Source organism: Novosphingobium rosa NBRC 15208, assembly GCF_001598555.1.
Taxonomy (GTDB): domain Bacteria; phylum Pseudomonadota; class Alphaproteobacteria; order Sphingomonadales; family Sphingomonadaceae; genus Novosphingobium; species Novosphingobium rosa.
On sequence record NZ_BCZE01000023.1, the window covers coordinates 86053 to 106797 of the forward strand.

The following is a 20745-nucleotide window of genomic DNA, read 5'->3' on the forward strand; positions in this document are numbered from 1 at the left end:
CCTTACAGATCCGCCCAGCGCCGCAGCAGATTGTGATAGACGCCGGTCAGCTGGATCAGCGCATTCTGCTCGGCGCCGGTCTGGGTCAGGCGCTGGATCGCCATATCGAGGTCCAGCAGCGTCTCGCGCTGGCCATCGTCGCGGATCAGGCTCTGCACCCAGAAGAAGGAGGCGATACGCCGCCCACTCGCGACAGGCTCGACGCGGTGGATGCTGGTGCCGGGATAGAGCAGCAGCGATCCCGCCGCCAGCTTCACCGCCTGCGTGCCGAAGCCGGTGCGCATCACCAGCTCGCCGCCGTCATAGCTGTCGGGCTCGGCGAGGAAGAGCGTGGCGGAGAGATCGGTGCGCACCCGCTCACGCGTGCCGTTGATGGGGCGGATGGCATTGTCGATATGATCGCCGAAGTCGTGGCCGGGCTCGTAGGAATTGAACAGCGGCGGGTAGATCTTCTCGGGCAGGGCGGCGGCCATGAACACGGCGTTGGTGGCCAGCCTGTCGAGAATCCGCTGGCCCAGCTTGCGGGCCAGCGGATGGCTCTCGGCCAATTGGCGGTTGCGCTTGGCCTTGGCGGATTGCGCGCCCGCCGTCACCTTGCCGTCCAGCCAGTCGGCGTGGAGCAGGGCCTCATGCATCGCGGCGGCCTCGTCACGCGTGAACACATCGGGGATTTCGAGAAGCATGAGGTCTGGTCCTGAGGATTAGAAGGAAAGGTCGAGGCTGCCTGTCACGGTGCGGCCCGCGCCGGGGATGCCATAGATCTGGAACCCGTCGAGCGAGGAGCCGATGCGCGACCAGTAGAAGCGGTTGGTCAGATTGGCGACATTGAGGTTGAGCGAGGCATAGTCACGCAGCTTCCAGCGCGCCGCGATGTTCTGCACGAAGTAGGCTGGGGCCTTTTCCTGATCCAGCGTATAGACCGCATAGACGCCCGATGGCCCCGAGGCATAGCTGGCATTGTTGTTTTGCCCGCCAACATAGCGGAAGTTGGTGAAACGCCGTTTGCCGACATATTGCGCGCCATAGCTGACCTCGAATTTGGGCGTGATCTTGTAGGAGGTCCACAGGCTGCCGCCCCAGTCGGGCACATTGGCGGCTTCCACGCCCTTGTTGACGCCCTTGGTGATGCGGCTCTTCAGGCGTGACAGGCTGGCGATCACCGACCAGCGCCTGGTGATCTCGCCATGGGCTTCCAGCTCGAAGCCATCGACGCGCTTGGCGGGCAGGGCGCGCACCGGGGAGGTGTCGCTGTCGCCATACTCCCAGCTGTCGGAGAGTTCGGTGCGGAAGATCGCGCCGGTCAGATTCAGCGCGCCGCCCAGCAGATCCCACTTGCTGCCCAGCTCATAGGTCCGCGATGTCGCCGGTTGCAGCGCGGCGGTGGCGGCGGTGCCATAGATGGTGTTGTTGGTGGTGAGCCCCACCGCCGAAGGTTCCGAGGCCTGGCTGAAGGAGACATAGACCGCGCCCGTCTTCACCGGCTTGTAGACCAGCCCGGCGCGCCCACTCAGCGCCACATCGGTGCGGCTGGCGCCGGATGACACGGCGGTCCAGCGGTCGAAGCGCAGGGCGGTCTGCAACTGCCATTTGTCGCCCAGCGCGATCGTGTCGTTCATATAGGCGCCCACGCTGTCGACATGGGCGCGCACGCTGCCCGCGCCCTTCACCGTGGTGGTGGCGGCAAAGCTGGTGGAGGGGGCGGCCAGATCGAACCACATGGCGGTGGCGGGGGTCAGCGTAGTGCGTTGATGATCGCCGTAGAACTCGCGATAAAGTTCGAAGCCCGCCGTCAGATCGTGCTTGAGGGCGCCGGTGTGGAAGCTGGCCTTCACATCGGTCTGATTGTCGAGGATCTCATAGCGTTTGGAGGTGCCGAAATCATTGCCGCGCAGGGTGCCATACTGCTGGTTCGTGGTGTTGGCATAAGCGGTGTAGCTGTTGATGCCCGCGATGCTGGTCAAGCCGCCCGAGGCGACATAGCCCAGCGTAGCGCAGCGCGTGCCGGTGCAGGTCTGCGCGCCATTGGCGTTGGCGGCGTTGAAGCGCGCGGGGGAATAGGTGCCCCAATTGTCCGAACGCTCGTAACGGAACTGGCTGCGCAGGCGGGCGCTGGCTGAAAAATCATGCTCGTAACGGGCGGTGACGGAATCGATCTGGGTGTTCTGCGCATAGATGCCTGTCGCGCCATACCAGGCGTTTTCCGGCACATTGGGCATGCGCTGGCCGCCAGTGCCGCGCTGGATCGGCAGGCCGGTGTCGGGCACATTATGATCGCGCTGATGCAGCAGGTCGAGATAGAAGCGGTCGCCGGTGCCAAGCCCCGTGGCCAGCGAGGCGCCGATGCCATAGCGTTCATAGTTGACCTGATCGCGCCGGGCGACATCATTGTGATGCGCCATCAGATTGATGCGCAGCGCGGTGGTTTCGCCCAGCTTGTGGTTCACATCCATGGTGGCGCGCTTGTAGTTCTGGCTGCCCAGCCCCAGCGAGGCGCGGGCGAAATTCTCCAGCCCCGCTTCCTTGCTCACCAGATTGACGCTGCCGCCCGTGGCCGCCACGCCCGATTCCACCGACCCCGTGCCCTTGTAGACCTCGGCCTGGGCGAGGTTGAAGATGTCTGTGCGGCTGGACATGCCGCCATCGCGCACGCCATCGACGGTGATGCTGGTTTCCGAGGAAAAGCCGCGGATCGTGAAGAAATCGCCCCAGCCCAGATTGCCCTCGCCCGAGGTGAAGGTGATGCCCGCCACATTCTTCAGCACATCCTGCAGGTTCAGCGCATTCTGCTCATGCAGCGCCTCTTCGGTGACCACGCTGATGCTCTGCGGCGTGTCGAGCAAAGGCTGCGAAAGCTTGGGGGATTGCACCGTGTCGGCCTTGTAGGGGTTGATGGCCTCACCCTCGACCGTGATGCCACCCAGCGAAACGGGATGGTCCGCCTTTTGCGCATGAGCTTGCGTGCCCAGCGCGAGCAGGAGCCCCGCCGGCAGCAGCCGCGTCGTGCCGACCTTGCGGACCACGCCGGCGCTTGTCTCCGATCCCGCATCTGTCTTTGCCATGTATCGCCCCTTTCATATTGCGAAGCATTCGCATATGCCGGGCGCATAGCATGAGGCGATCAAATGGAAATCGAGGCAGGGCCAGTGAATTGTATCGGAAGAAACTGTTTTGCAATGAAATGTCATGAAGGGCCTGTTCCTTACATTCCATTACAATCGGCACCGGATCATGCCCAAGACGGCATGGGGATGTTTGCATGACATTCGCCGCGGCATCATTGCAGAAGGATGAGCGCAACAGGATTCTGATCGTCGATGACGATGCGGAGATTCGCGATCTTCTCTGCGAATATCTCGACGACGCCGGGATGGAGACCCGCTCCGCCGAACATGGCGAGGCGATGTGGCAGGTGCTGGACAGTTTTCGCCCCGATCTCATCATCCTGGATCTGATGCTGCCGGGGACGGATGGGCTGGCGCTGTGCCGCGCGCTGGGCGAGCGCATGGCGATCCCCGTCATCATGCTGACCGCGCGCGGCGCGCTGATCGACCGCATCGTCGGGCTCGAAATGGGCGCGGATGATTATCTGGTGAAACCCTGCGATCCGCGCGAGCTGCTGGCGCGCATCAAGGTGGTCCTGCGCCGCACCATGCTGTTCCCGCCCGAGGCGCGCGTGGAGGACGTCGCATCGCTGCGCTTTGCCGGCTGGCGGCTCGACACGCGGTTGCGACAGCTGCACGCGCGGGATGGCGGCGTGACGGCGCTGGGCGGATCGGATTATCTCGCCCTGCGGCTGCTGCTGCGCCATCCGCATCGCACGCTCAGCCGCGATTACATCAACCTTCAGGTCTATGGGCGTGAACGTGGACCGCTCGACCGCGCGGTGGATGTGTGCATCAGCCGCCTGCGCCAGATGCTGGAGGAGGACGCCCGCAACCCCTCGATCATCCGCACCGTGCGCAATGGTGGCTATGCCCTGTCGGTCGATGTGATGGTTGAGGCCTGATGCGGCGGCTGGTCTGGTGGCCGCGCTCTCTCTCCAGCCGGATGGCGTGCATTCTGGTGCTGGGCCTCTTCGCGGCGCAGGCCTTGACCAGCACGATCTGGCTCGACCGCCGCCATGGCGAGCTGATGGAGGTGCCGGGGCAGATCGTGGCCGCCCGGGTGGCCGATATGCTGCGGCTGATGGGCCGCCCGGATGCGCCGCCCGCCGATCGCCTGCTGGCCATGCTGCGCACGCCTTCTTTCGATCCGGTGCTGGTGCGCTTTCTGCCTTCCCCCATGCCGGGCGTGGCGCCCGCCACGCAGGATCTGGTGCAGGATGTCGTGCGCAATCAGGTCGGGCATGCGGTGGAGGTGCGGGTCACCAGGGCCGATCTGCTCGACGACAATGGCAGGGGCAGCCATACGCTGACCCTGCTCTGCGCGCGCACGCTGTCCGTGCGCTACACGATCTATGCCCGCCTGCCGAGCTGGCCGCATTGGCTGCGCGTCGACGCGCTGGAGGGAGAGAATGGCGGCGGGCAGCACTGTTTCAAGACCATCGGCGACTATCTGTTGCGGATCTATCTGATCCGGATGCTGATCGTGATCGGCATCGCCCTGCTGGCGGTGCGGCTGGCGATGAAGCCGCTGGGCCGCATGGCGCGCGCCGCCGAGGCGCTGGGCGGCAATCTCAACCATCCGCCTTTGGGCATCGATGGCCCGGTGGAGGTGCGGCAGGCGGCGGAGGCCTTCAACCGCATGCAGCAGCGGCTGGTGGAAGCGATGAAGGAGCGTTCGCGCTTTTTGGCGGCGGTGTCGCATGATCTGCGCTCGCCCATCACGCGGCTGCGGCTGCGCACCGAACTGCTGCGGCAGGAGGATTTGCGGGAGAAGTTTCGCAAGGATCTGGCCGAGATGGAGGTGCTGGTCAATGCCACGCTGGTCTTTGTGCAGGGCGTGGAGGGAGAGATGGAGGCGGCGCCGGTCGAAATCGGCACGATGCTGCGGGAGCTGGTCGAAAATCTGCGGGAACAGGGCGGGGATATCACGCTGACCGGTGAGGTGAGCGCGCCTTTATGGGGCTTCGCTCATAGTCTGCGCCGGTGCTTTCAGAACCTTGCCGAGAATGCGCTGCGTTATGCGGGGTCTGCGCAGATCATCGTGGAAGACAGCCGGAATGCGCTGAACATCGCGGTGCTTGATCGCGGCCCCGGCATTCCCCCGGGCCAGCTGGAGCAGGTCTTCGAACCTTTTGTCAGGCTTGAAGGGTCGAGAAATCCCGCCTCGGGCGGCGTGGGGCTTGGCCTCAGCATCGTGCGCACCGTGGCGCTCGCCCATGGCGGCACGGTGAGGTTGGAGAACAGGCCGGACGGCGGCCTGAAGGCCAGCGTGGTCCTGCGTCGGCGCCCCGGGGATTAGAGTTCGGGTTTTTCCATCAGCGTCGCGGCCTGTTCCTGTGCCTCCGTGGCTGGGGCACCAGGGGGCTGGCGCATTCCTTCCCCGGTCAGAGGGACAAATCGGACCGGGCGCAGGACGGTCTGTCGATAGGTGTCCGGGGCAAGGCGTTCGAGCAGGATCATATGCTCCTGATCCTGAGACGGGCCGACAGGCATCACCAGCCTGCCACCCACTTTCAGGGCCGCCTGCAACCCGTGGGGAATGGTGGCCGCACCGGCGGCAACCACGATGGCGTCGAAGGTTTCAGGGGCGAAGCGGCCCGTCGCACCGGCATCGCCGGTGAGGACCTCTATGTTGGTGTAACCCAGCGTCTTCAGGCGGTCCCCGGCGAGGCACGCATGATCCCCGATGATCTCCATGGAGATGACATGCCTCGCCATCCCGGCCATCACCGCCGCCTGATAGCCCGATCCTGTGCCGACATCCAGCACGCTTCCGCCCCGAGGATCACCGGCAGCGGCCAGCAGGGCCACGATTTCGGGATGGGAGATGGTCTGCTCCAGTCCGATGCCATGCACCATGGGCAAATAGGCCAGATCCTCGATCGGCTCAGGCATGAAGCATTCGCGCGGCACCTTTGCCATGGCCGCCATGGTGCGCTCGATTGCCTGTGGGGAGATCGTCTTCATGGCCAGCAGGCGCGCGCGGATGGCGGCGATCATCTGTTTGCGCTGTTCGCCCCATGCCTGAGGGGCGCTGATCAGCCATTCCATCAGGGTTTTTTCATCCCACAGATCAACCGGCATCGCGCCTTTGGGACGCGTCCGGCGCGCCACGGCAATGGCTTCCGCAAGATATCCCATTGAATTTTTTTTCAGACCTCTTCGATCAGCTATGCTGATCGAGAGAAATTACATTGGATGTTGTTATTTTAAAGAAAAATGGCGATATTTTATCAATTGTTGGCAAGAATTTAGGTTGACAGCAATCAGCGATCGTTATGCGTATTGGATGGGATCATCTTGCAGACGACTAGCGCGCTGCGGAAAACAGCGCTGGCAGAGAGCTGATCCGCTGCGCCATCAGATCGCGAATATCGATGGCGCGGGCCAGCGCGGTCTTCTGGCTGTCACCCTGCTTCCAGCGCGACATGATGCCGATCGCGCCGATGGGGTGATGCTGTGCATCGCGCAGTTGCAGCAGCACGCCGATCCGCACGCCATCCTTCTGCACCTCGACCAGCGGCTTGCCGGTACGGGCCACGCCCAGATCGTCATCACCTGATATTTCGCCCAGATCCTTGGGCAGATGGGCGGCGATCACGATGTTGCGGCTTTCTCCGGGCGGGGTGACATGCAGCAGCACGTCTAGCAGTTCGGGGTTTTCCGCCACCACCTCATCAACCAGCTTCTGCGCCGGGGCGGCTGCGGGGGCGGTCTGCGCGGCGGCATGCTGCACGCCGCCGCCCACCATCACCGGCAGCAACAGGGCGGAGGCGAGGAGGCGGGCATATCGGATTGGCATCATAAGCAACTCCTTGCGATCAAAAGCTCAGGGAAGGTTGTGAAGCGCTTCGGACGCCTTCTCGCTGCGCCGGCGGCGCCATGCCTCGCGCGCTCTGGACAGCACGCCACGCAGGCGTTCGAACTGCAGGAAGATCACCGGCGTGGTGAACAGCGTAAGGATCTGCGAGACGATCAGCCCGCCCACGATAGCGATGCCCAGCGGCTGGCGCAGTTCAGACCCCGCGCCCGAGCCGATGGCCAGCGGCACCGCGCCCAGCAGCGCGGCCAGCGTGGTCATCAGGATCGGGCGGAAGCGCAGCAGGCAGGCTTCGTGGATCGCCTCGTAAGATGACAGGCCGCGCTCGCGCTCGGCATGCAGGGCGAAGTCGATCATCATGATCGCGTTTTTCTTGACGATGCCGATCAGCAGCAGAATGCCGATGATCCCCATGATCGAGAGATCCTTGCCCCACAGCATCAGCGCCAGCAGCGCCCCCAGCCCGGCCGAGGGCAAGGTGGAAAGGATCGTGAGCGGATGGATCGCGCTTTCATACAGCACGCCCAGCACGATGTAGATCGTGATCACCGCTGCCAGGATCAGCAGCGGCAGCGTGCTGAGCGAGGCCTGAAAAGCCTGCGCCGCGCCCTGAAAGGTGCCCTTCACCGTGGCGGGCATGCCGGCGGCCCGCTCGGCATTCTGGATCGCGATCACCGCATCGCCCAGCGCCACGCCGGGCGCCAGATTGAAGGAGAGCGTCACGGCGGGGAACAGGCCCTGATGCGCGATGGTCACCGGCGCCACGCCCTGTTTCACATGCACCAGCAGGCTGAGCGGGATCAGCGCCTGCGTGTCGCTGGAGCGCACATAGAGATGCGACAGGGCTTCGGCAGCCATCTGATCGCGTGGCGCAACCTCCTCGATCACGTAATATTGGCTCAGCGGATCGAAGATCGTCGCCACCTGCCGCTGGCCGAAAGCGTCGTAGAGCGTGTTGTCGATGTCCTGCGCATGGACGCCGAGACGCGAGGCGGTCATGCGGTCGATCTCCAGCGTCAGGCTGGTGGCCGAAGCCTGCTTGTCGGAGGAGACATTCTGCAGCTGCGGCAACTGGCCGAATTTGGTCTGGAGGATCGTGGCCCAGCGGTACAGCTCGGCCACATCGCCATCCTGAAGCGTGTACTGATATTGCGCCAGCCCCGGGCGCGCACCGATCTGGATATCCTGCCGCACCTGCATGCCCGAAATCACTCCCTGCAGACCGGAGATCTGCTTGCCGATCCGGCTGAGGATCGTGTCGGCATTGTCCTTGCGCTGGTCCAGCGGCTTGAGGTTGAGGATGATGCGCGCATCGCTCATCGTCGGGTTGGGGCCGACCCAATAGTCCACCGTATCCACGCCCGGGTCCTTCATGGCGATGCGCGCGGCGGCATTCACCCGCTCTGAAATCGCATCGAAGGAGATGTCGGGGGCGCCGCGCACCGTGCCCAGCACGAAGCTGGTATCGACCTGCGGGAAGAACCCCTTGGGCAGCGCCACATAGAGCCCCACCGTCACCACCAGCGTGGCCATAAAGCTGAGCAGGGTCAGCCTCTGCCGGCTCAGCGCCAGATTGAGCAGATGCTCATAGCCTTGCGTCATGCGGGTGAAGACATGCTCGGACCAGCGGTAGAAACGACCATGTTCGGCCTTGTGTTCGTCGCGGATTAGCCAGCCGCAGAGCATTGGCGTGACCGTGAGCGAGACAATGCCCGAGGCGATCAGCGCCACGGTGATCGTCACCGCGAATTCGCGGAAGATGCGGCCGATCAGGCCCCCCATCGCCAGAATGGGAATGAACACCGCGATCAGCGAGATCGTCATCGACAGGATGGTGAAACCCACCTCGCGCGAGCCGAGCAGCGCGGCCTCCAGCGGGGTCTTGCCCTCCTCGATATGGCGCATGATGTTCTCGATCACCACGATGGCATCGTCGACCACAAAGCCCACCGCGATGGTCAGCCCCATCAGCGAGAGATTGTCGAGGCTGTAGCCCAGCGCATACATCACCGCGAAGGTGGCGATCAGCGAGAGCGGAATGGTCAGGCTGGGGATCAGCGTGGCCCACAGATTGCGCAGGAAGACCAGAATGACCATCACCACCAGCGCGATGGTGATCATCAGCGTGATCTGCACATCGTTGACCGAGGCCTTGATGGTCTGTGTGCGGTCAGCCACGATATCCAGATGCACCGAGGGCGGCAGAGCGGCGGCCAGCGCGGGCAGCTTGTCCTTGATGCCCTGCAAGGTGGACATGACGTTGGAGCCCGGGCTCTGCGCCACATCGATGATCACCGCGCGCTTGCCCTGAAACCAGGCAGCCTGCCGCACATCCTCGGGCGCGTTTTCCACCGTGGCCACATCGGAGAGGCGGATCGGCGCGCCATTGCGGGTGGCAACCACCACATTGCGATAGGCGGCGGCGTTCATCAGCTGGTCGGTGGTGGCCAGCACGATCGCCTGATTGGGCCCGTTCAGCGTGCCCTTGGGCGCATTGACGGTGGAAGCGCTGATGATGCTGCGCACATCCTCAAGCGACAGGTTCAGCGCGGCAAGGCGGTCGGGTTCGACCCGCACGCGCACGGCGGGCCGCAGCTGCCCATGGTAATCCACCAGCCCCACGCCCGAAAGCTGGGAAATCGGCTGGGCGATGTTGTTTTCCGCGTAACGGTCCACCTCGGTCAGTGGCAGCGTGTCGGAGGTGAGCGCCAGCGAGATGATCGAGACGCCCGCCGGGTTCACCTTGTGATAGGTGGGCGGGTTGGGCATGTTCTTGGGCAGCAGGCCCGCCGCGGCATTGATTTCGGTCTGCACATCCACCGCCGCGCCGTTGATGTCGCGCGTCAGGTCGAACTGCAGGGTGATCTGCGTCTGCCCCAGCGAGCTGGAGGAGGTCATCTGTGTCACGCCCGGGATGTTGGTCAGCATCCTTTCGAGCGGCGTCGCCACAGCGGTCGCCATCGTGTCGGCACTGGCGCCCGGCAGGCTGGCCGAGACCGAGATGGTGGGATATTCCACCTGCGGCATGGAGGAGATCGGCAGCGAACGGTACGCCACCAGACCCACCAGAATGACGCCGATGGCCAGCAGGCAGGTGCCGATGCGGCGGTAGATAAAGGGGCTGGAGAGGTTCACGAATGCGCCCCCCCGGCAGGCCGCGCCGTGGTTTTGGCGCCAGGGGACAGGCGCATCTGGCCGCCGGTCACCACGGTTTCGCCCACCTTCAGCCCGCTGGCGATTTCGGTAAAACCCTCCATGCTGGGGCCGGTGGTCACCTTGCGCGGGTTGGCGGTGCCATCGGCGGCCAGCACATAGACGAAGCTGCCGGTCTCACCGGTCTGCACCGCCGTGTCCGGCACCACCATTGCCTGCCTGTCGGTGCGCACCAGCACGCGGGCCTGCACGAATGTGCCCGGCCACAGCTCACGCTTGGTGTTGGTGAAGAGCGCGCGCAACTGGAACTGCCCGTTGGTCTGATCGACCGCATTGGCGACAAAGGCCAGCTGCCCGTCGGCCAGATGCCCGCTGCCGTCACGCGCATAGACGGCCACCGGCAGCACGCCATGCTTCTGCCCGGCCAGCACTTGCCCCAGCGCGTCCTGAGGCAGGGAAAAGATCACCGAGATCGGGGCCATTTGCGTCACGGTGACAAGGCCGGTGGTGTCACTGGCATGCACCATGCTCCCCAGCGTGACCTGCCTGAGCCCCACGCGGCCCGCCACCGGCGCGCGCACGCTGGCAAAATCCAGATTGAGCCGCGCGGCGCGCACGGCGGCGGTATCCGCTGCGACGGTGGCCTTGAGCGTGGCGGCCTGCGCCTGCGCGGCATCGGCGGTTTGCATGGTGCCGGCCCCGGCCTGCGCCAGCGCCGCCGTGCGGGTGGCATCGCGCCGGGCATTGCCGAACTGGGCGCTATCTTTCGCCTGCATGGCCTGCGCCTGCATCAGCGCGGCCTGATAGGGGCGCGGATCGATTTGGGCCAACAGCTGCCCGGCCTTCACCTCGTCGCCCTCGGCAAAGAACAGGCGGGCCAGCTGGCCATCGGCCCGGGCCTTTACATCGACGACATTGATCGGCGCCACGCTGCCCACGCCCGTCAGCCAAACCGGCATATCCCGCCGCGTCACCATGCCGGTGGCCACCGGCATGGCGGTGGAGGAAGCCGCTGCGGCCGCCTTGGTGGCGTGGCCATGATAGAGCAATGTTCCCGTCGCCATAGCTACGGCCAACGCGCCGAGACTGGCCATTTTCCATGGTGCGGACAGGCGCTGCTGCGGCCCATGAGAGTTGGTGCTCAAGGATTTGATCCATCTGAAAGAGAAGGTATTGGCCGTGGTGTCCTGTCGGACAGACCGAAGCCGCCACCCAGCGCCCGGCAGAGGCCAACACTGGCCTCAAGCTGCTGGAGGTGGATCTGGGCCAGACTGTCCTGCGCCTGATAGAGGCTCTGCCGGGTGGTCAGCACGGTCAGCTCGTCGGCGCCGCCGAGGCGGTATTGCTGCTCGGCCAGCGTGGCGGCCTGACCAGCGGCCTTGACGGCGGTAGCCTGCAAAGCCTCCTGATCGCGCAGCTGGGCCAGGGCGCTGAGCATATCCTCGACATCCTGATAGGCGGTCAGCACTGTCTGGCGGTAGGTGGCAACCAGTTCGAGCTTGCGCGCGCGGTTCACCTTGAGCTGGCCCGACAAGGCTCCGCCCTGAAACAGCGGCGCCAGCAGACTGCCGCCCAGACTGCCCAGCGCGGCGGGCGGGAAAAGTTTGCTGGTGCTGGCCGCATCGATGCCGCCCGAGGGCGAGAGGATCAGACTTGGGAAGAAGGCGGCCCGCGCCACGCCGATGTCAAAATTTGCCGAGCGCAGGCGGGCTTCGGCGGCCTGAATATCCGGGCGCAAGGCCAGCAGATCGGCGGGCATGTCGGGGCGGATCGTGGGCTCGGTTATTGCTGCCAGACTCTCGGCGCTGTCCAGCCTGAACTGCTCGGGCGTCTGGCCGCATAGCACGGCCAGCGCATGAAAGGCCGCAGCCCGCTGCTGGGTCAGTGCCGGAACGGCGGCCAGATAGGTTGCCAGCGCGGCTTCCTGCTGATGAAGTTGAAGGTCGGTGGCAGCTCCATAGCTGCGCTGGGTCTCGATCAGGTCGCGCTGTCGCCGGGCGGCCCGCGCTGCTTCGCGGGCAAGGGCAATGCGCTCGTCAAGTGAGAGCAGGGTGAAATAGCCATTGGCCACCGAGGCAGAGAGGGTCATGGCAACGGTGTCGGCGTCGAAGTCGCTGGCTTCCACCAGCGCCTTGGCCGAAGCGGCGGCATTCCGGTTCTTGCCCCAAAAATCCAGCTCATAGCTTGCCTGCGCCAGCACTTCGCGGCTGGAGCGACCGACAGACTGGGTTGAAAGCTTGGTGACGCCGGACAGCGAGAGGGACGGAACCAGAGGTGCGCCCGCGATCCGCGCTTGTCCCTCGGCCTGCTGAACCCGTGCGGCGGCGGCCTGCAGGGTGAGGCTGTCGGTCAGCGCTTTCGCCATCAGCCGGTCGAGCTGTGAACTTGAGAAATGCTTCCACCATTCGGCACGCACGGTGGTTGGGCGAATGGATGACGACGGGGTGGAGAGCGCCGGGCTGTTCCATCCATCAGGGCTGGGCAGGGATGGCGGGTGGTAGGCCGGGGCCAGCGAGCAGCCGCACAGGCTCAACGCAAGCGTCGTGGCCAGCGCAAGGCTTGGCGGGACGTGAGCCGCAAAGGCCAGTCTGGGCGAGGGGCATCGAATCTGCACAGCGCTTGACTAGGACTGGCGGGATGGCCGCCGTTTCGCGCAAAGATGAAATCGAGTTCAGGAATGCTTTCGATTCTCCTGAAACGACTGCCGATGGATGTCGATGACTGCATCTGCGTGGAAGGCGCAACAAGCCTTGATCCTGTCCGGGCATAGGGGGGCAGGGGCTTTCGGCTTTCCATCGCGGGAGGGAGGTTTGGGGGCCATGCCCCACTCTCTTTCCGAGAATTATTGTCAAAAATTGAATAAAATCAATGTGAATTGGCAAAAGATAATGTTCTTCCAACATGGCTTCGAAAGCCCGGAAATTGAAGGATTTTTGATCGAGCCGTTGATCGCGGGCGAGGTTTCCGGAGGACGTATTTCATATATCGTTAACCTCAATTTCCGATCATTCTGGCGAAATATTGCTCGGAAATATCAATTATTCGCAACATTGGGCGATATTGAGAAATATTGATTTCGACCTTGATCGGGATGAACAATTTTGCGCGCACTTCGTGACAATATTGATGCAGACTTCACCTGTGACAGCGTGATGGAACGCTCTCGTTCGGATCATGCGCAAGGGAGCACGAGCCTGGACCCTGCGGATTGGTCGGCGATCCGCGCGCAGGGGCATCGCATGCTTGACGATATGTTCGATCATCTCGAACATGTGAGGCACGGCCCGGTCTGGCAGCAGGCGCCGCAAGCGATCCGCGCGACCATGCGATGCCCGCTCCCCCTCGATCCCACCGATCTTGGCGATGTTCATGACCATTTCAGGGAAGCGGTCCTGCCCTTCCATGGCGGCAACATTCATCCCGGCTTCATGGGCTGGGTGCAGGGCGGCGGCAGCGCGGTCGGCATGCTGGCCGAGATGCTGGCGGGCGGGCTCAACGCCAATCTGGGCGGGCGCGACCATATGCCGATCGAGGTCGAGCGGCAGGTCGTGGCTTGGATGCGCGAGGGTTTCGGCTATCCGCAGAGCGCCGATGGCCTGTTTCTCACCGGTGCGTCGCAGGCCAATTTCATCGCCACCTTGCTGGCTCGCCTGCGTCGTTGCGGCCCTGCGGTGAGGGAGCAGGGCCTCGCCGGAGCGCCCGGACTTGTCGCTTATGCCTCATGTGACGTGCATGGCTGCGTTCCGCGCGCTTTCGACATGGCCGGGCTTGGCACCGATGCCCTGCGGCGCATCGCGGCCAATGCGCTGGGCCAGATCGACGTCGAAGCCCTGCGTTGCCAGATCGCACGCGACCGCGCCGCTGGCTTCACGCCGTTTATGGTGGTGGGCACGGCGGGCACGGTCAACACCGGCGCAATCGACGACCTGGCCGCGCTTGGCGCGCTGGCGCGAGACGAGGCGCTGCATTTCCATGTCGATGGCGCGCTGGCGGCGCCGGGCATCTTCAGCGACCGACTGGCCCCGCTGCTGGCGGGCATCGAGGGCAGCGACAGCATCGCCTTCGATTTCCACAAATGGGGCAGCGTGCCTTACGACGCCGGTTTCTTGCTGGTGCGCGACGGCGGCTGGCAGAGGGCGGCTTTCGCCTCGCAGGCGGCCTATCTCACCCGCGCCTCCAGCGGTCTGGCGGCGGGGGACTGGTGGCCTTGCGACATGGGGCCCGATCTGTCGCGCGGCTTTCGCGCGCTCAAGACCTGGTTCACGCTCAAGACCTATGGCCTCAAGGCGCTGGGGCGGGCGATGGAGGCCAATTGCGATCTGGCCCGCAGGTTGGAGCAGGGCATCGCCGCGCATCCCGATCTGGCGTTGCTGGCCCCGGTGGCGCTCAACATCGTCTGCTTCGGCTATGCGCCGGGCGGGCAGAGCGGCGATGGCGAGATCAACCGCCGCATCGTCGAGAAGCTGCATGCGCAGGGCCTTGTCGCGCCTTCGCTGACCATGATCCATGGCAAGCCCGCGATCCGCGCTGCTTTCGTCAACCACCGTTCCACCATCGCGGATGTCGACCGGCTCATCGAGGGCGTGCTCGCCTTCGGCGCCGATGACACGCCTACCGGGTAAGGACCCGCCATCATGCCCATCGCCATCACCGCCACGCGGCCCCATGCCATCGATGAAAAAAGCCGCATTCTCGGGCTGCACCGCATCCTGCCCATGGCCTATCGCCAGCAATCCTTCGCGGCGCTGTGGCAGCAACGCCTGGACCGGCTGGCGGAGGATGAGGCGGACGCGGCGGCGCTGATGGATATGGCGATCATCCTGCAGAGCCTGAGCCGCAGCCGTGACGCCCGGCTGATGATGGATCAGGCGATCGGCCTGCGGAAGGATTACACGGTGGTGCATGGCGACGGTTCGGGCCTGCGCATTCTGGCGCTGGTGACCGCCGGCGATTTCATGGCCAACACGCCGATCGACTTTCTGCTGAACGGGTCGAACGCCGTGCTGCTGCTGCATTATGTCGATGGCGACACGCCGGATCTGGACGATCTGCCGGATCACGACATCGCCTTTTTCGCCATCGGCGAGGGCAATGACCATGGCCCGGTGCTTGCCCGCATGGCGCAGTTGCTGCCGCGCTATGGCAGGCCGATGATGAACCGCGATCCGGGCCTGATCGGGGGGCTGACGCGCGACGGGGTGAGCGCGATGCTCGCCGACGAGCCAGCGATCCTCGCGCCCGAGACCCATCGGCTCGATCGCCGGGCGCTGCTGGCCATTGCGGCGGGAGAGGCCCGGCTTGGCGACTATCTGCCGCTGGAGAGCTTCCCCCTCATCATCCGCCCGGTCGGCACGCATGCCGGGCATGGCATGGAGCGGATCGCGAATGCGTCGGCGCTGCATGCCTATCTCGCCGCCGAGCAGGGGGATCGCTTTTACATCGCGCCCTTTATCGATTATCGCGGGGCGGACGGCCTGTTCAACAAGCAGCGCATCGTGCTGATCGACGGCAAGCCCTATCCGGGCCATATGGCGCTCTCCGATCACTGGATGGTGCATTATCTGAGCGCGGGCATGGCTGAGGATACCGGCAAGCGCGCCGTCGAGGCGGCATGGATGGAGCATTTCGACAGCGATTTCGCACAGCGGCACGCCGCTGCCTTCGCGGCGCTCAACCGCCATATCGGCCTCGATTATTTCGGCCTCGATTGCGCCGAACTGCCCGACGGGCGACTGCTGGTCTTCGAACTCGATGTGGCGATGATCGTGCATGACATGGATGACCACGCGACCTTCCCCTACAAGGCGCGGGCAATGCAGCGGCTTTTTGGCGCCTTCATGGCTGCGGCGGAGCGTAAGCGGGGTTCTGTCGCGGGACTGGCGGCATGAGCAACACCGATTTCCATGCGCTGCTCACCAGCGGCGGCGACGATCGTCTGGCGCTCCATCCGGTCAGCGGGCTCAACCCCTATGGCCATGGGCCGGCGCCGCGACCAGACGATCTCGCCATGGGCTCCTCCACCGCCTCGTCCATTTCATCGCATGCCTATCAGAGGCTGGCATCGTCGCATGCGGCTTTGATGGAACGGATCCAGCGTGACGGAGAGCTGGCGACCTATCGGGCCGAGATCGCCGGGCTGCGCAGCAGGCTGCAGGCCTTGCTGGGTCTGGGGAGCCGGAAGGCGCAGGCCGATATCATGTTTTCCGCCTCGGGCACCGATCTCCATCTGTTGGCGGCCGTTATGGTGGCAGGTGTGTCAGCCTCTTTGCTGACCATCACGCTGGAAGGCAGTGAAACGGGAAGCGGTGTGGCCACCGCCTCGGCAGGGCGGCATTTCCGGGACCGGGCATCCGATGGCTCCGCCGTGGCAAAAGACATGCCTCTCGGCGCGGTGCATCAGAACCTGGCGCTTGCCGTGCGCGATGGTGCGGGAGCCCTCATCGCCAACATGGACATTGAACGGCAGCTTGAAGCCATGATCGGCGCCGCGATCCGGGCCGGACGGGATTGTCTGCTGGTGATCGGCGATGTGACCAAGACCGGATTGATTGCGCCCGGTCTTGGCGCCGTCTTCCGTCTCAAGGCTCGCTATGGCGACCGGTTATGGATCATGGTCGATGCCTGCCAGCTGCGGATATCGCCCGAAACGATCCGGGCCTATCTGGCGCGAGAGATGATGGTCGCCATCACCGGGTCCAAATTTATGGGAGGGCCGGTTTTCAGTGGCGCCTTGCTGTGTCCGCCCGCTGTTGCGCGGCGGCTGTCGGCCTCGGCTCCGCCCGTCGTGCTTGGCGCCTATGTTGGTCAGGACGATGTGCCTGAGGGATGGAGCATGCGGGCCCATGTGCCGCCCCGCGCCAATCCGGGCTTGCTGCTGCGATGGCAGGCGGCCTTGTTTGAATGGGAACAGCTGCAGGAGTCTGGCTGCGATGAAGCTGCTCATGCCATCCATAGTTTTGCGGCGGCGGTCGAGCGCCGATTGGCGCGGGACAGTGCCTTCGAGCCCCTCGAAACCCGCCCGCTCGATCGCGGCGCCTTGTATGGTTCGGAGCATCATGGGCGCGAAATCGACACGACGCCCACGATTTTCCCCTTCCTGCTGCTGCGCCGGGACGCGGCCGGGAGACCGATCGGATATCTGGATCGCGATGAAACACGCCTTGCCTACGAGCATCTGGCTGCCGGAAGCGTGGCTGGCCGAAGCATTCGGCTGGGTCAGCCAGTGGTCTGCGGAAGCAGGGGTGGGCTGCCTGTCTCGGCGCTGCGCCTGAGCCTGAGCGCCCCGATGATCGTGGAGGCCTGCGGCAAAGCGGGCGGGTTGAACGCTTTGGTGGATAACGCCATGCTGGCTCTCGATGGCGCCGCGCAGGCTGCCCGGATGGTGAGCGATGCAGCGCCCTTGAGACAATCTGCGCGACAATCTGCCTGATCTATGCCCCTTCGGCGTGACCTGCCTCGTCAAGGCAATAGCCCACCCCATGGATCGTGCGGATCAGCGGCCTGACCGGATCGGGATCGATCTTGCGGCGCAGGCGGTGGATATGGCGGTCTATGATCGCATCGCCCGGATCAAAATCATAGTCCCACGCCGCTTCGATCAGCATGGAGCGCGTCACCACCTGCCCGGCGTGCCGCATCAGATAGGCCAGCAGCAGCGCCTCCTTGGGCTGGAGCGTCACCTCGACCGCGCCGCGCCGCGCCAGGCGGCTGTCCGGCGTGAAGTGAAGGTCGCGCACCATCATCGTCGCGGCGGACGGGCGGTGTTCGATCCGGCGGCCCAGCGCCTCGATCCGGGCCAGCAGTTCGACAAACGCATAGGGCTTGGCCAGATAGTCATCGCATCCCGCACGTAGCCCTTCGGCCCGGTCCAGCGCACCGCCTTGGGCGCTGAGCATCAGCACCGGCAGATCATGCCCCTGAGCGCGCAGCTGGCGCACCAACGATAGTCCATCCTGCCCGGGCAGGCGGCGGTCGAGGATGACGAGATCGTAGATGCCCTCTCCGGCCAGCACCAGCCCGGTGTCGCCATCCTCCGCCCGGTCGACGATATGGCCGCTTTCCTTCAGGCCGCGCAGCAGATAGGCGGCCGAGCGCTCATCATCCTCAACAATCAGCAGGCGCACGGGTTACGCCCATATCCATGAACAATCATGGTCGATTTTCCTTTCATCGACGTTCACCTTTCCAGGCCATCAGGCTCGAGCCGAACGATCCGATGGAGCAAAACCTGTCTCCCGGGGCGGTTACAACGCCTCATAAGCCCCCTAAAGTGCGGCTGCATATCGGTGTGGTCGCCTCCCTGACCTGAAGCTCTTGAACCACCGTTTGGCCATGACCCTGCGGCAAATATCGGATCTTGCGTTGCGCGCCGTGATCTTCGACCAACAGAACATACGGAATGAGGGCATTATCCGGCTCGCCCTCGATGTGGGCAAGAATTTTCATGCCATCGCGCAGGCCAGCGGCATAGGCGGGCAGCGATGGATCGACGCCTCGGGCGAGATTGCCGGAGGCCGCCGTGGCCTCGGTATCGAAACCACGGGAGAAGGATGGGCGTTGCGCGGTAACGACCGTGGCGCAGGGCCCGAATGTGTTTGCAGGAAGCAGGATTGGCTGCCCCCGGGCCAGAAAGCGCTCCTCGTCCGGGCCAACGTTTAGGCCACGGCGCTGTGCCAGTGAGCGGAACAGCGATGTTGCCGCACCGGGGGCTGTGCGGGCCAGCCTCATCTGGCTTACCAGGATCGTATCGAGATTGCTGGCTCCCTTGCTCGCCGCCAGCAAGCGCCTGTTCCACATCGCGGCAAGCATGGCGCCGCGTTGATAAGGCAGTTTCTGCGCCGCATCGCTGTTCCAAAACGTGGCGGCAGCCTGTTTGCCGGGCATGGTTTTGACCGGCGATCCGGCATAGGAGGCCAGCATCTCGTTCCATTCAGCGGCGAATTGTGCCGGAGAGATGATCCCGGAGCGCACCATCAGGGCGCGGGCGTAGTAATCCGTGAAACCCTCGCTGAACCAATATTGCTCCGGGCGGGCCGCTCGATCTTGCGACATGCTGCCCAGCAGGGCGGGGTTCCAAGTGTGAAAATACTCATGGGCAAGCAGCCATGCCGTGCGATCAAGCGGCGTGCGTTCATCGATCCACAGCGCGAAGGCATCGCCGCGCCCGGTTCCACTGAAGCCGGTGAGGGTTGGCGTGCTGGTGATGGGCGCTGTGGTCACCAGAAATGGCGCGCGACGGTCAGCTTTCCAGAAGCTACGCTCGACATCGATGACACGGCGGGTCAGGTTGTTCATCTGCTCCGGGGTGAAAGCGTAGCTGCCGACACTGGCGACCCTGACACCCGATCCGTCGGTTGCGGGGAAGACGCGCAGGTCCTGGCCACCGATCACGATGCTCTCCAGCACATCCGCAACCGTGCCGGGGCGCAGCGCTTTGCGCGCTTGCCCTGCCAGATGCTCCAGATCCGAGGCAAAGCCCACGCCCGGCGTGTTCACCCAGTCGAAGGTCGCGGGCGCATTCTCACGATGGGCGGGATAGGCGAAAAGCGCATTCCCGGCGGCATAGAACCAACGTGGCCGGATGACTGGCCGGGGCTGCTCGCTGTCTTCGACACGGGGATCATGGTCATAGCCAGAGACGATCCGATAGGTTGCGGTCAATTTTGCGCCTGGAGCCGCCTTGATATGCCAATGGCCGTTGCCAGCGACCTCGACCGCACTGGCGCCAGCGACTTTGAAATCCCGCGCCCATTGCCAAAGCTTGTTTTCGCCCGCCCAGCCTTCGTCCCAGCCCATGTCGGTTGTTCCAGAGGGTTCGGCCTGAAACTGCACTGACACACGCAAAGCGGCCACCGTATCGCCCGACATTTCAGGGGCGAGCGTATAGTGCAAGGGTTCGGGATGAACCTTGGGGGAGGCAGCGCCAGGCACCAAGAGGGTAAATCCGAGGATGACGGCGCGCATGGGGCCACTGTAGTGATGTTGCAGCGTCATTCAATCTGTTGAGCAGATCGAACCCTCCTTGGTCCGCTATAGGCACGCCTATAAAAGACCACCGTCCGCCTATCAGAACGATACATAGGATGGGCTCCGATATGCTAACCGCTGGTGAAGCCGCTCGGGCGTCACAAGATACCTGACCGCTGCCCATCATTGAGATGAACATGGAAATCAGACCAGCTCGGCCCAACGAATACGAGACCATCGCTGCCATTTGGCATGAAAGCGCCAGCGCGATGGATGGAGGCGCCCCCGCCCTTGATGACCCAAGCACTTTGCCTGACCGGATTCTCAGGAGCATCGAAAGTGGCTGGTGCTTGAACGTCGCCGTGGTGGACGGCCATATCGTCGGGCTACTCGCGACTTTCCCTGAGCGACGCATTCTTGATCAGCTTTTCGTTGCGCCAGACGCGCAACGCCAGGGCGTTGGTGCTGCGCTGCTCGATGAAGCCAAGCGGCAGCTTGCGACGGGCTTCACGCTGCGCACACCCCTGACCAATGCAGCCGGGCACCGCTTCTATCAGCGCCATGGTCTTCGAGTTTTAGAGGATGCAGCGCACCCGATTACAGGAGCGCCTGTCCGCTGCTTCGGATGGGCACGATAGCCGCTATAGGCCCAAATGGATGTCAGCAAAGGGCGCGGCGCTCTGGAAATAGCTGCCGTTCCAA

Annotated in this window: 16 protein-coding genes; 7 read left to right on the plus strand and 9 right to left on the minus strand. The window is 64.2% G+C overall.

From position 1 onward, the window contains the following. Positions 1-2: 2 nt before the first annotated feature. On the minus strand, positions 3-683 hold the full coding sequence (locus SR3_RS09555; protein ID WP_068084382.1) for a Fe2+-dependent dioxygenase: 681 nt from the start codon (positions 681-683) through the stop codon (positions 3-5). Positions 684-701: 18 nt separating this feature from the next. Beyond that, entirely contained in the window at positions 702-3059 is a 2358-nt protein-coding gene (locus SR3_RS09560; RefSeq protein ID WP_084455280.1) for a TonB-dependent receptor, read from the minus strand. A 197-nt stretch (positions 3060-3256) separates the two neighbouring features. Between SR3_RS09560 and SR3_RS09565 the strand changes: the two genes are divergently transcribed. Both SR3_RS09565 and SR3_RS09570 read left to right on the plus strand, forming a co-directional pair. Continuing rightward, complete coding sequence (locus SR3_RS09565) at positions 3257-4006, plus strand: response regulator (protein ID WP_068084385.1); 750 nt, start codon at positions 3257-3259, stop codon at positions 4004-4006. Further along, positions 4006-5403 (plus strand): ATP-binding protein, encoded by a 1398-nt coding sequence (locus tag SR3_RS09570; protein WP_068084386.1) that lies wholly within the window; start codon positions 4006-4008, stop codon positions 5401-5403. Before SR3_RS09565 ends, SR3_RS09570 begins: the two co-directional genes overlap by 1 nt. Here SR3_RS09570 and SR3_RS09575 read toward each other — a convergent pair. The 5 genes from SR3_RS09575 to SR3_RS09595 form a co-directional block, all read right to left on the minus strand. Next, on the minus strand, positions 5400-6245 hold the full coding sequence (locus SR3_RS09575; protein ID WP_068084389.1) for a protein-L-isoaspartate O-methyltransferase family protein: 846 nt from the start codon (positions 6243-6245) through the stop codon (positions 5400-5402). The genes SR3_RS09570 and SR3_RS09575 overlap by 4 nt on opposite strands. Positions 6246-6414: 169 nt before the next feature. Then, on the minus strand, positions 6415-6909 hold the full coding sequence (locus SR3_RS09580; protein ID WP_068084392.1) for a hypothetical protein: 495 nt from the start codon (positions 6907-6909) through the stop codon (positions 6415-6417). Between the two features lie 24 nt (positions 6910-6933). Then, positions 6934-10059, minus strand: coding sequence for an efflux RND transporter permease subunit (locus SR3_RS09585; RefSeq protein WP_068084395.1), 3126 nt, complete (start codon positions 10057-10059; stop codon positions 6934-6936). After that, on the minus strand, positions 10056-11222 hold the full coding sequence (locus SR3_RS09590; protein ID WP_245653845.1) for an efflux RND transporter periplasmic adaptor subunit: 1167 nt from the start codon (positions 11220-11222) through the stop codon (positions 10056-10058). Before SR3_RS09590 ends, SR3_RS09585 begins: the two co-directional genes overlap by 4 nt. Then, entirely contained in the window at positions 11219-12691 is a 1473-nt protein-coding gene (locus SR3_RS09595; protein ID WP_084455284.1) for an efflux transporter outer membrane subunit, read from the minus strand. The genes SR3_RS09590 and SR3_RS09595 overlap by 4 nt, the downstream gene beginning before the upstream one ends. 103 nt (positions 12692-12794) lie before the next feature. Between SR3_RS09595 and SR3_RS31235 the strand changes: the two genes are divergently transcribed. The 4 genes from SR3_RS31235 to SR3_RS09610 all read left to right on the plus strand — a co-directional run bounded on the left by SR3_RS31235 (position 12795) and on the right by SR3_RS09610 (position 17506). Beyond that, positions 12795-13151, plus strand: coding sequence for a hypothetical protein (locus tag SR3_RS31235; protein WP_157098747.1), 357 nt, complete (start codon positions 12795-12797; stop codon positions 13149-13151). Between the two features lie 165 nt (positions 13152-13316). Then, positions 13317-14699 carry a pyridoxal phosphate-dependent decarboxylase family protein gene (locus SR3_RS09600; protein ID WP_245653846.1) on the plus strand — a complete coding sequence of 461 codons (1383 nt, stop codon included), beginning with the start codon at positions 13317-13319 and terminating at the stop codon, positions 14697-14699. A 12-nt stretch (positions 14700-14711) separates the two neighbouring features. Beyond that, on the plus strand, positions 14712-15965 hold the full coding sequence (locus SR3_RS09605) for an ATP-grasp domain-containing protein (RefSeq protein WP_068084407.1): 1254 nt from the start codon (positions 14712-14714) through the stop codon (positions 15963-15965). Further along, complete coding sequence (locus SR3_RS09610; RefSeq protein WP_068084410.1) at positions 15962-17506, plus strand: hypothetical protein; 1545 nt, start codon at positions 15962-15964, stop codon at positions 17504-17506. The genes SR3_RS09605 and SR3_RS09610 overlap by 4 nt, the downstream gene beginning before the upstream one ends. Position 17507: 1 nt before the next feature. Here the strand turns inward: SR3_RS09610 and SR3_RS09615 are convergent, their stop codons facing one another. Both SR3_RS09615 and SR3_RS09620 read right to left on the minus strand, forming a co-directional pair. Continuing rightward, entirely contained in the window at positions 17508-18200 is a 693-nt protein-coding gene (locus SR3_RS09615; protein ID WP_068084414.1) for a response regulator transcription factor, read from the minus strand. Positions 18201-18330: 130 nt separating this feature from the next. Continuing rightward, positions 18331-20070 (minus strand): M61 family metallopeptidase, encoded by a 1740-nt coding sequence (locus SR3_RS09620; RefSeq protein ID WP_068084416.1) that lies wholly within the window; start codon positions 20068-20070, stop codon positions 18331-18333. 170 nt (positions 20071-20240) lie between these two features. On the opposite strand from SR3_RS09620, the gene SR3_RS30520 reads away from it, so the two are divergent. After that, positions 20241-20681 carry a GNAT family N-acetyltransferase gene (locus SR3_RS30520; protein WP_169805599.1) on the plus strand — a complete coding sequence of 147 codons (441 nt, stop codon included), beginning with the start codon at positions 20241-20243 and terminating at the stop codon, positions 20679-20681. Positions 20682-20745 lie beyond the last annotated feature (64 nt).

Excerpts from the sequence above, each read along its gene's own strand:
- SR3_RS09555 (WP_068084382.1), bottom strand. The coding sequence starts at position 683 with ATGCTTCTCGAAATCCCCGATGTGTTCACGCGTGACGAGGCCGCCGCG.
- SR3_RS09560 (WP_084455280.1), bottom strand. The coding sequence starts at position 3,059 with ATGGCAAAGACAGATGCGGGATCGGAGACAAGCGCCGGCGTGGTCCGC.
- SR3_RS09565 (WP_068084385.1), top strand. The coding sequence starts at position 3,257 with ATGACATTCGCCGCGGCATCATTGCAGAAGGATGAGCGCAACAGGATT.
- SR3_RS09570 (WP_068084386.1), top strand. The coding sequence starts at position 4,006 with ATGCGGCGGCTGGTCTGGTGGCCGCGCTCTCTCTCCAGCCGGATGGCG.
- SR3_RS09575 (WP_068084389.1), bottom strand. The coding sequence starts at position 6,245 with ATGGGATATCTTGCGGAAGCCATTGCCGTGGCGCGCCGGACGCGTCCC.
- SR3_RS09580 (WP_068084392.1), bottom strand. The coding sequence starts at position 6,909 with ATGATGCCAATCCGATATGCCCGCCTCCTCGCCTCCGCCCTGTTGCTG.
- SR3_RS31235 (WP_157098747.1), top strand. The coding sequence starts at position 12,795 with ATGACTGCATCTGCGTGGAAGGCGCAACAAGCCTTGATCCTGTCCGGG.
- SR3_RS09600 (WP_245653846.1), top strand. The coding sequence starts at position 13,317 with ATGCTTGACGATATGTTCGATCATCTCGAACATGTGAGGCACGGCCCG.
- SR3_RS09605 (WP_068084407.1), top strand. The coding sequence starts at position 14,712 with ATGCCCATCGCCATCACCGCCACGCGGCCCCATGCCATCGATGAAAAA.
- SR3_RS09610 (WP_068084410.1), top strand. The coding sequence starts at position 15,962 with ATGAGCAACACCGATTTCCATGCGCTGCTCACCAGCGGCGGCGACGAT.
- SR3_RS09620 (WP_068084416.1), bottom strand. The coding sequence starts at position 20,070 with ATGACGCTGCAACATCACTACAGTGGCCCCATGCGCGCCGTCATCCTC.
- SR3_RS30520 (WP_169805599.1), top strand. The coding sequence starts at position 20,241 with ATGGAAATCAGACCAGCTCGGCCCAACGAATACGAGACCATCGCTGCC.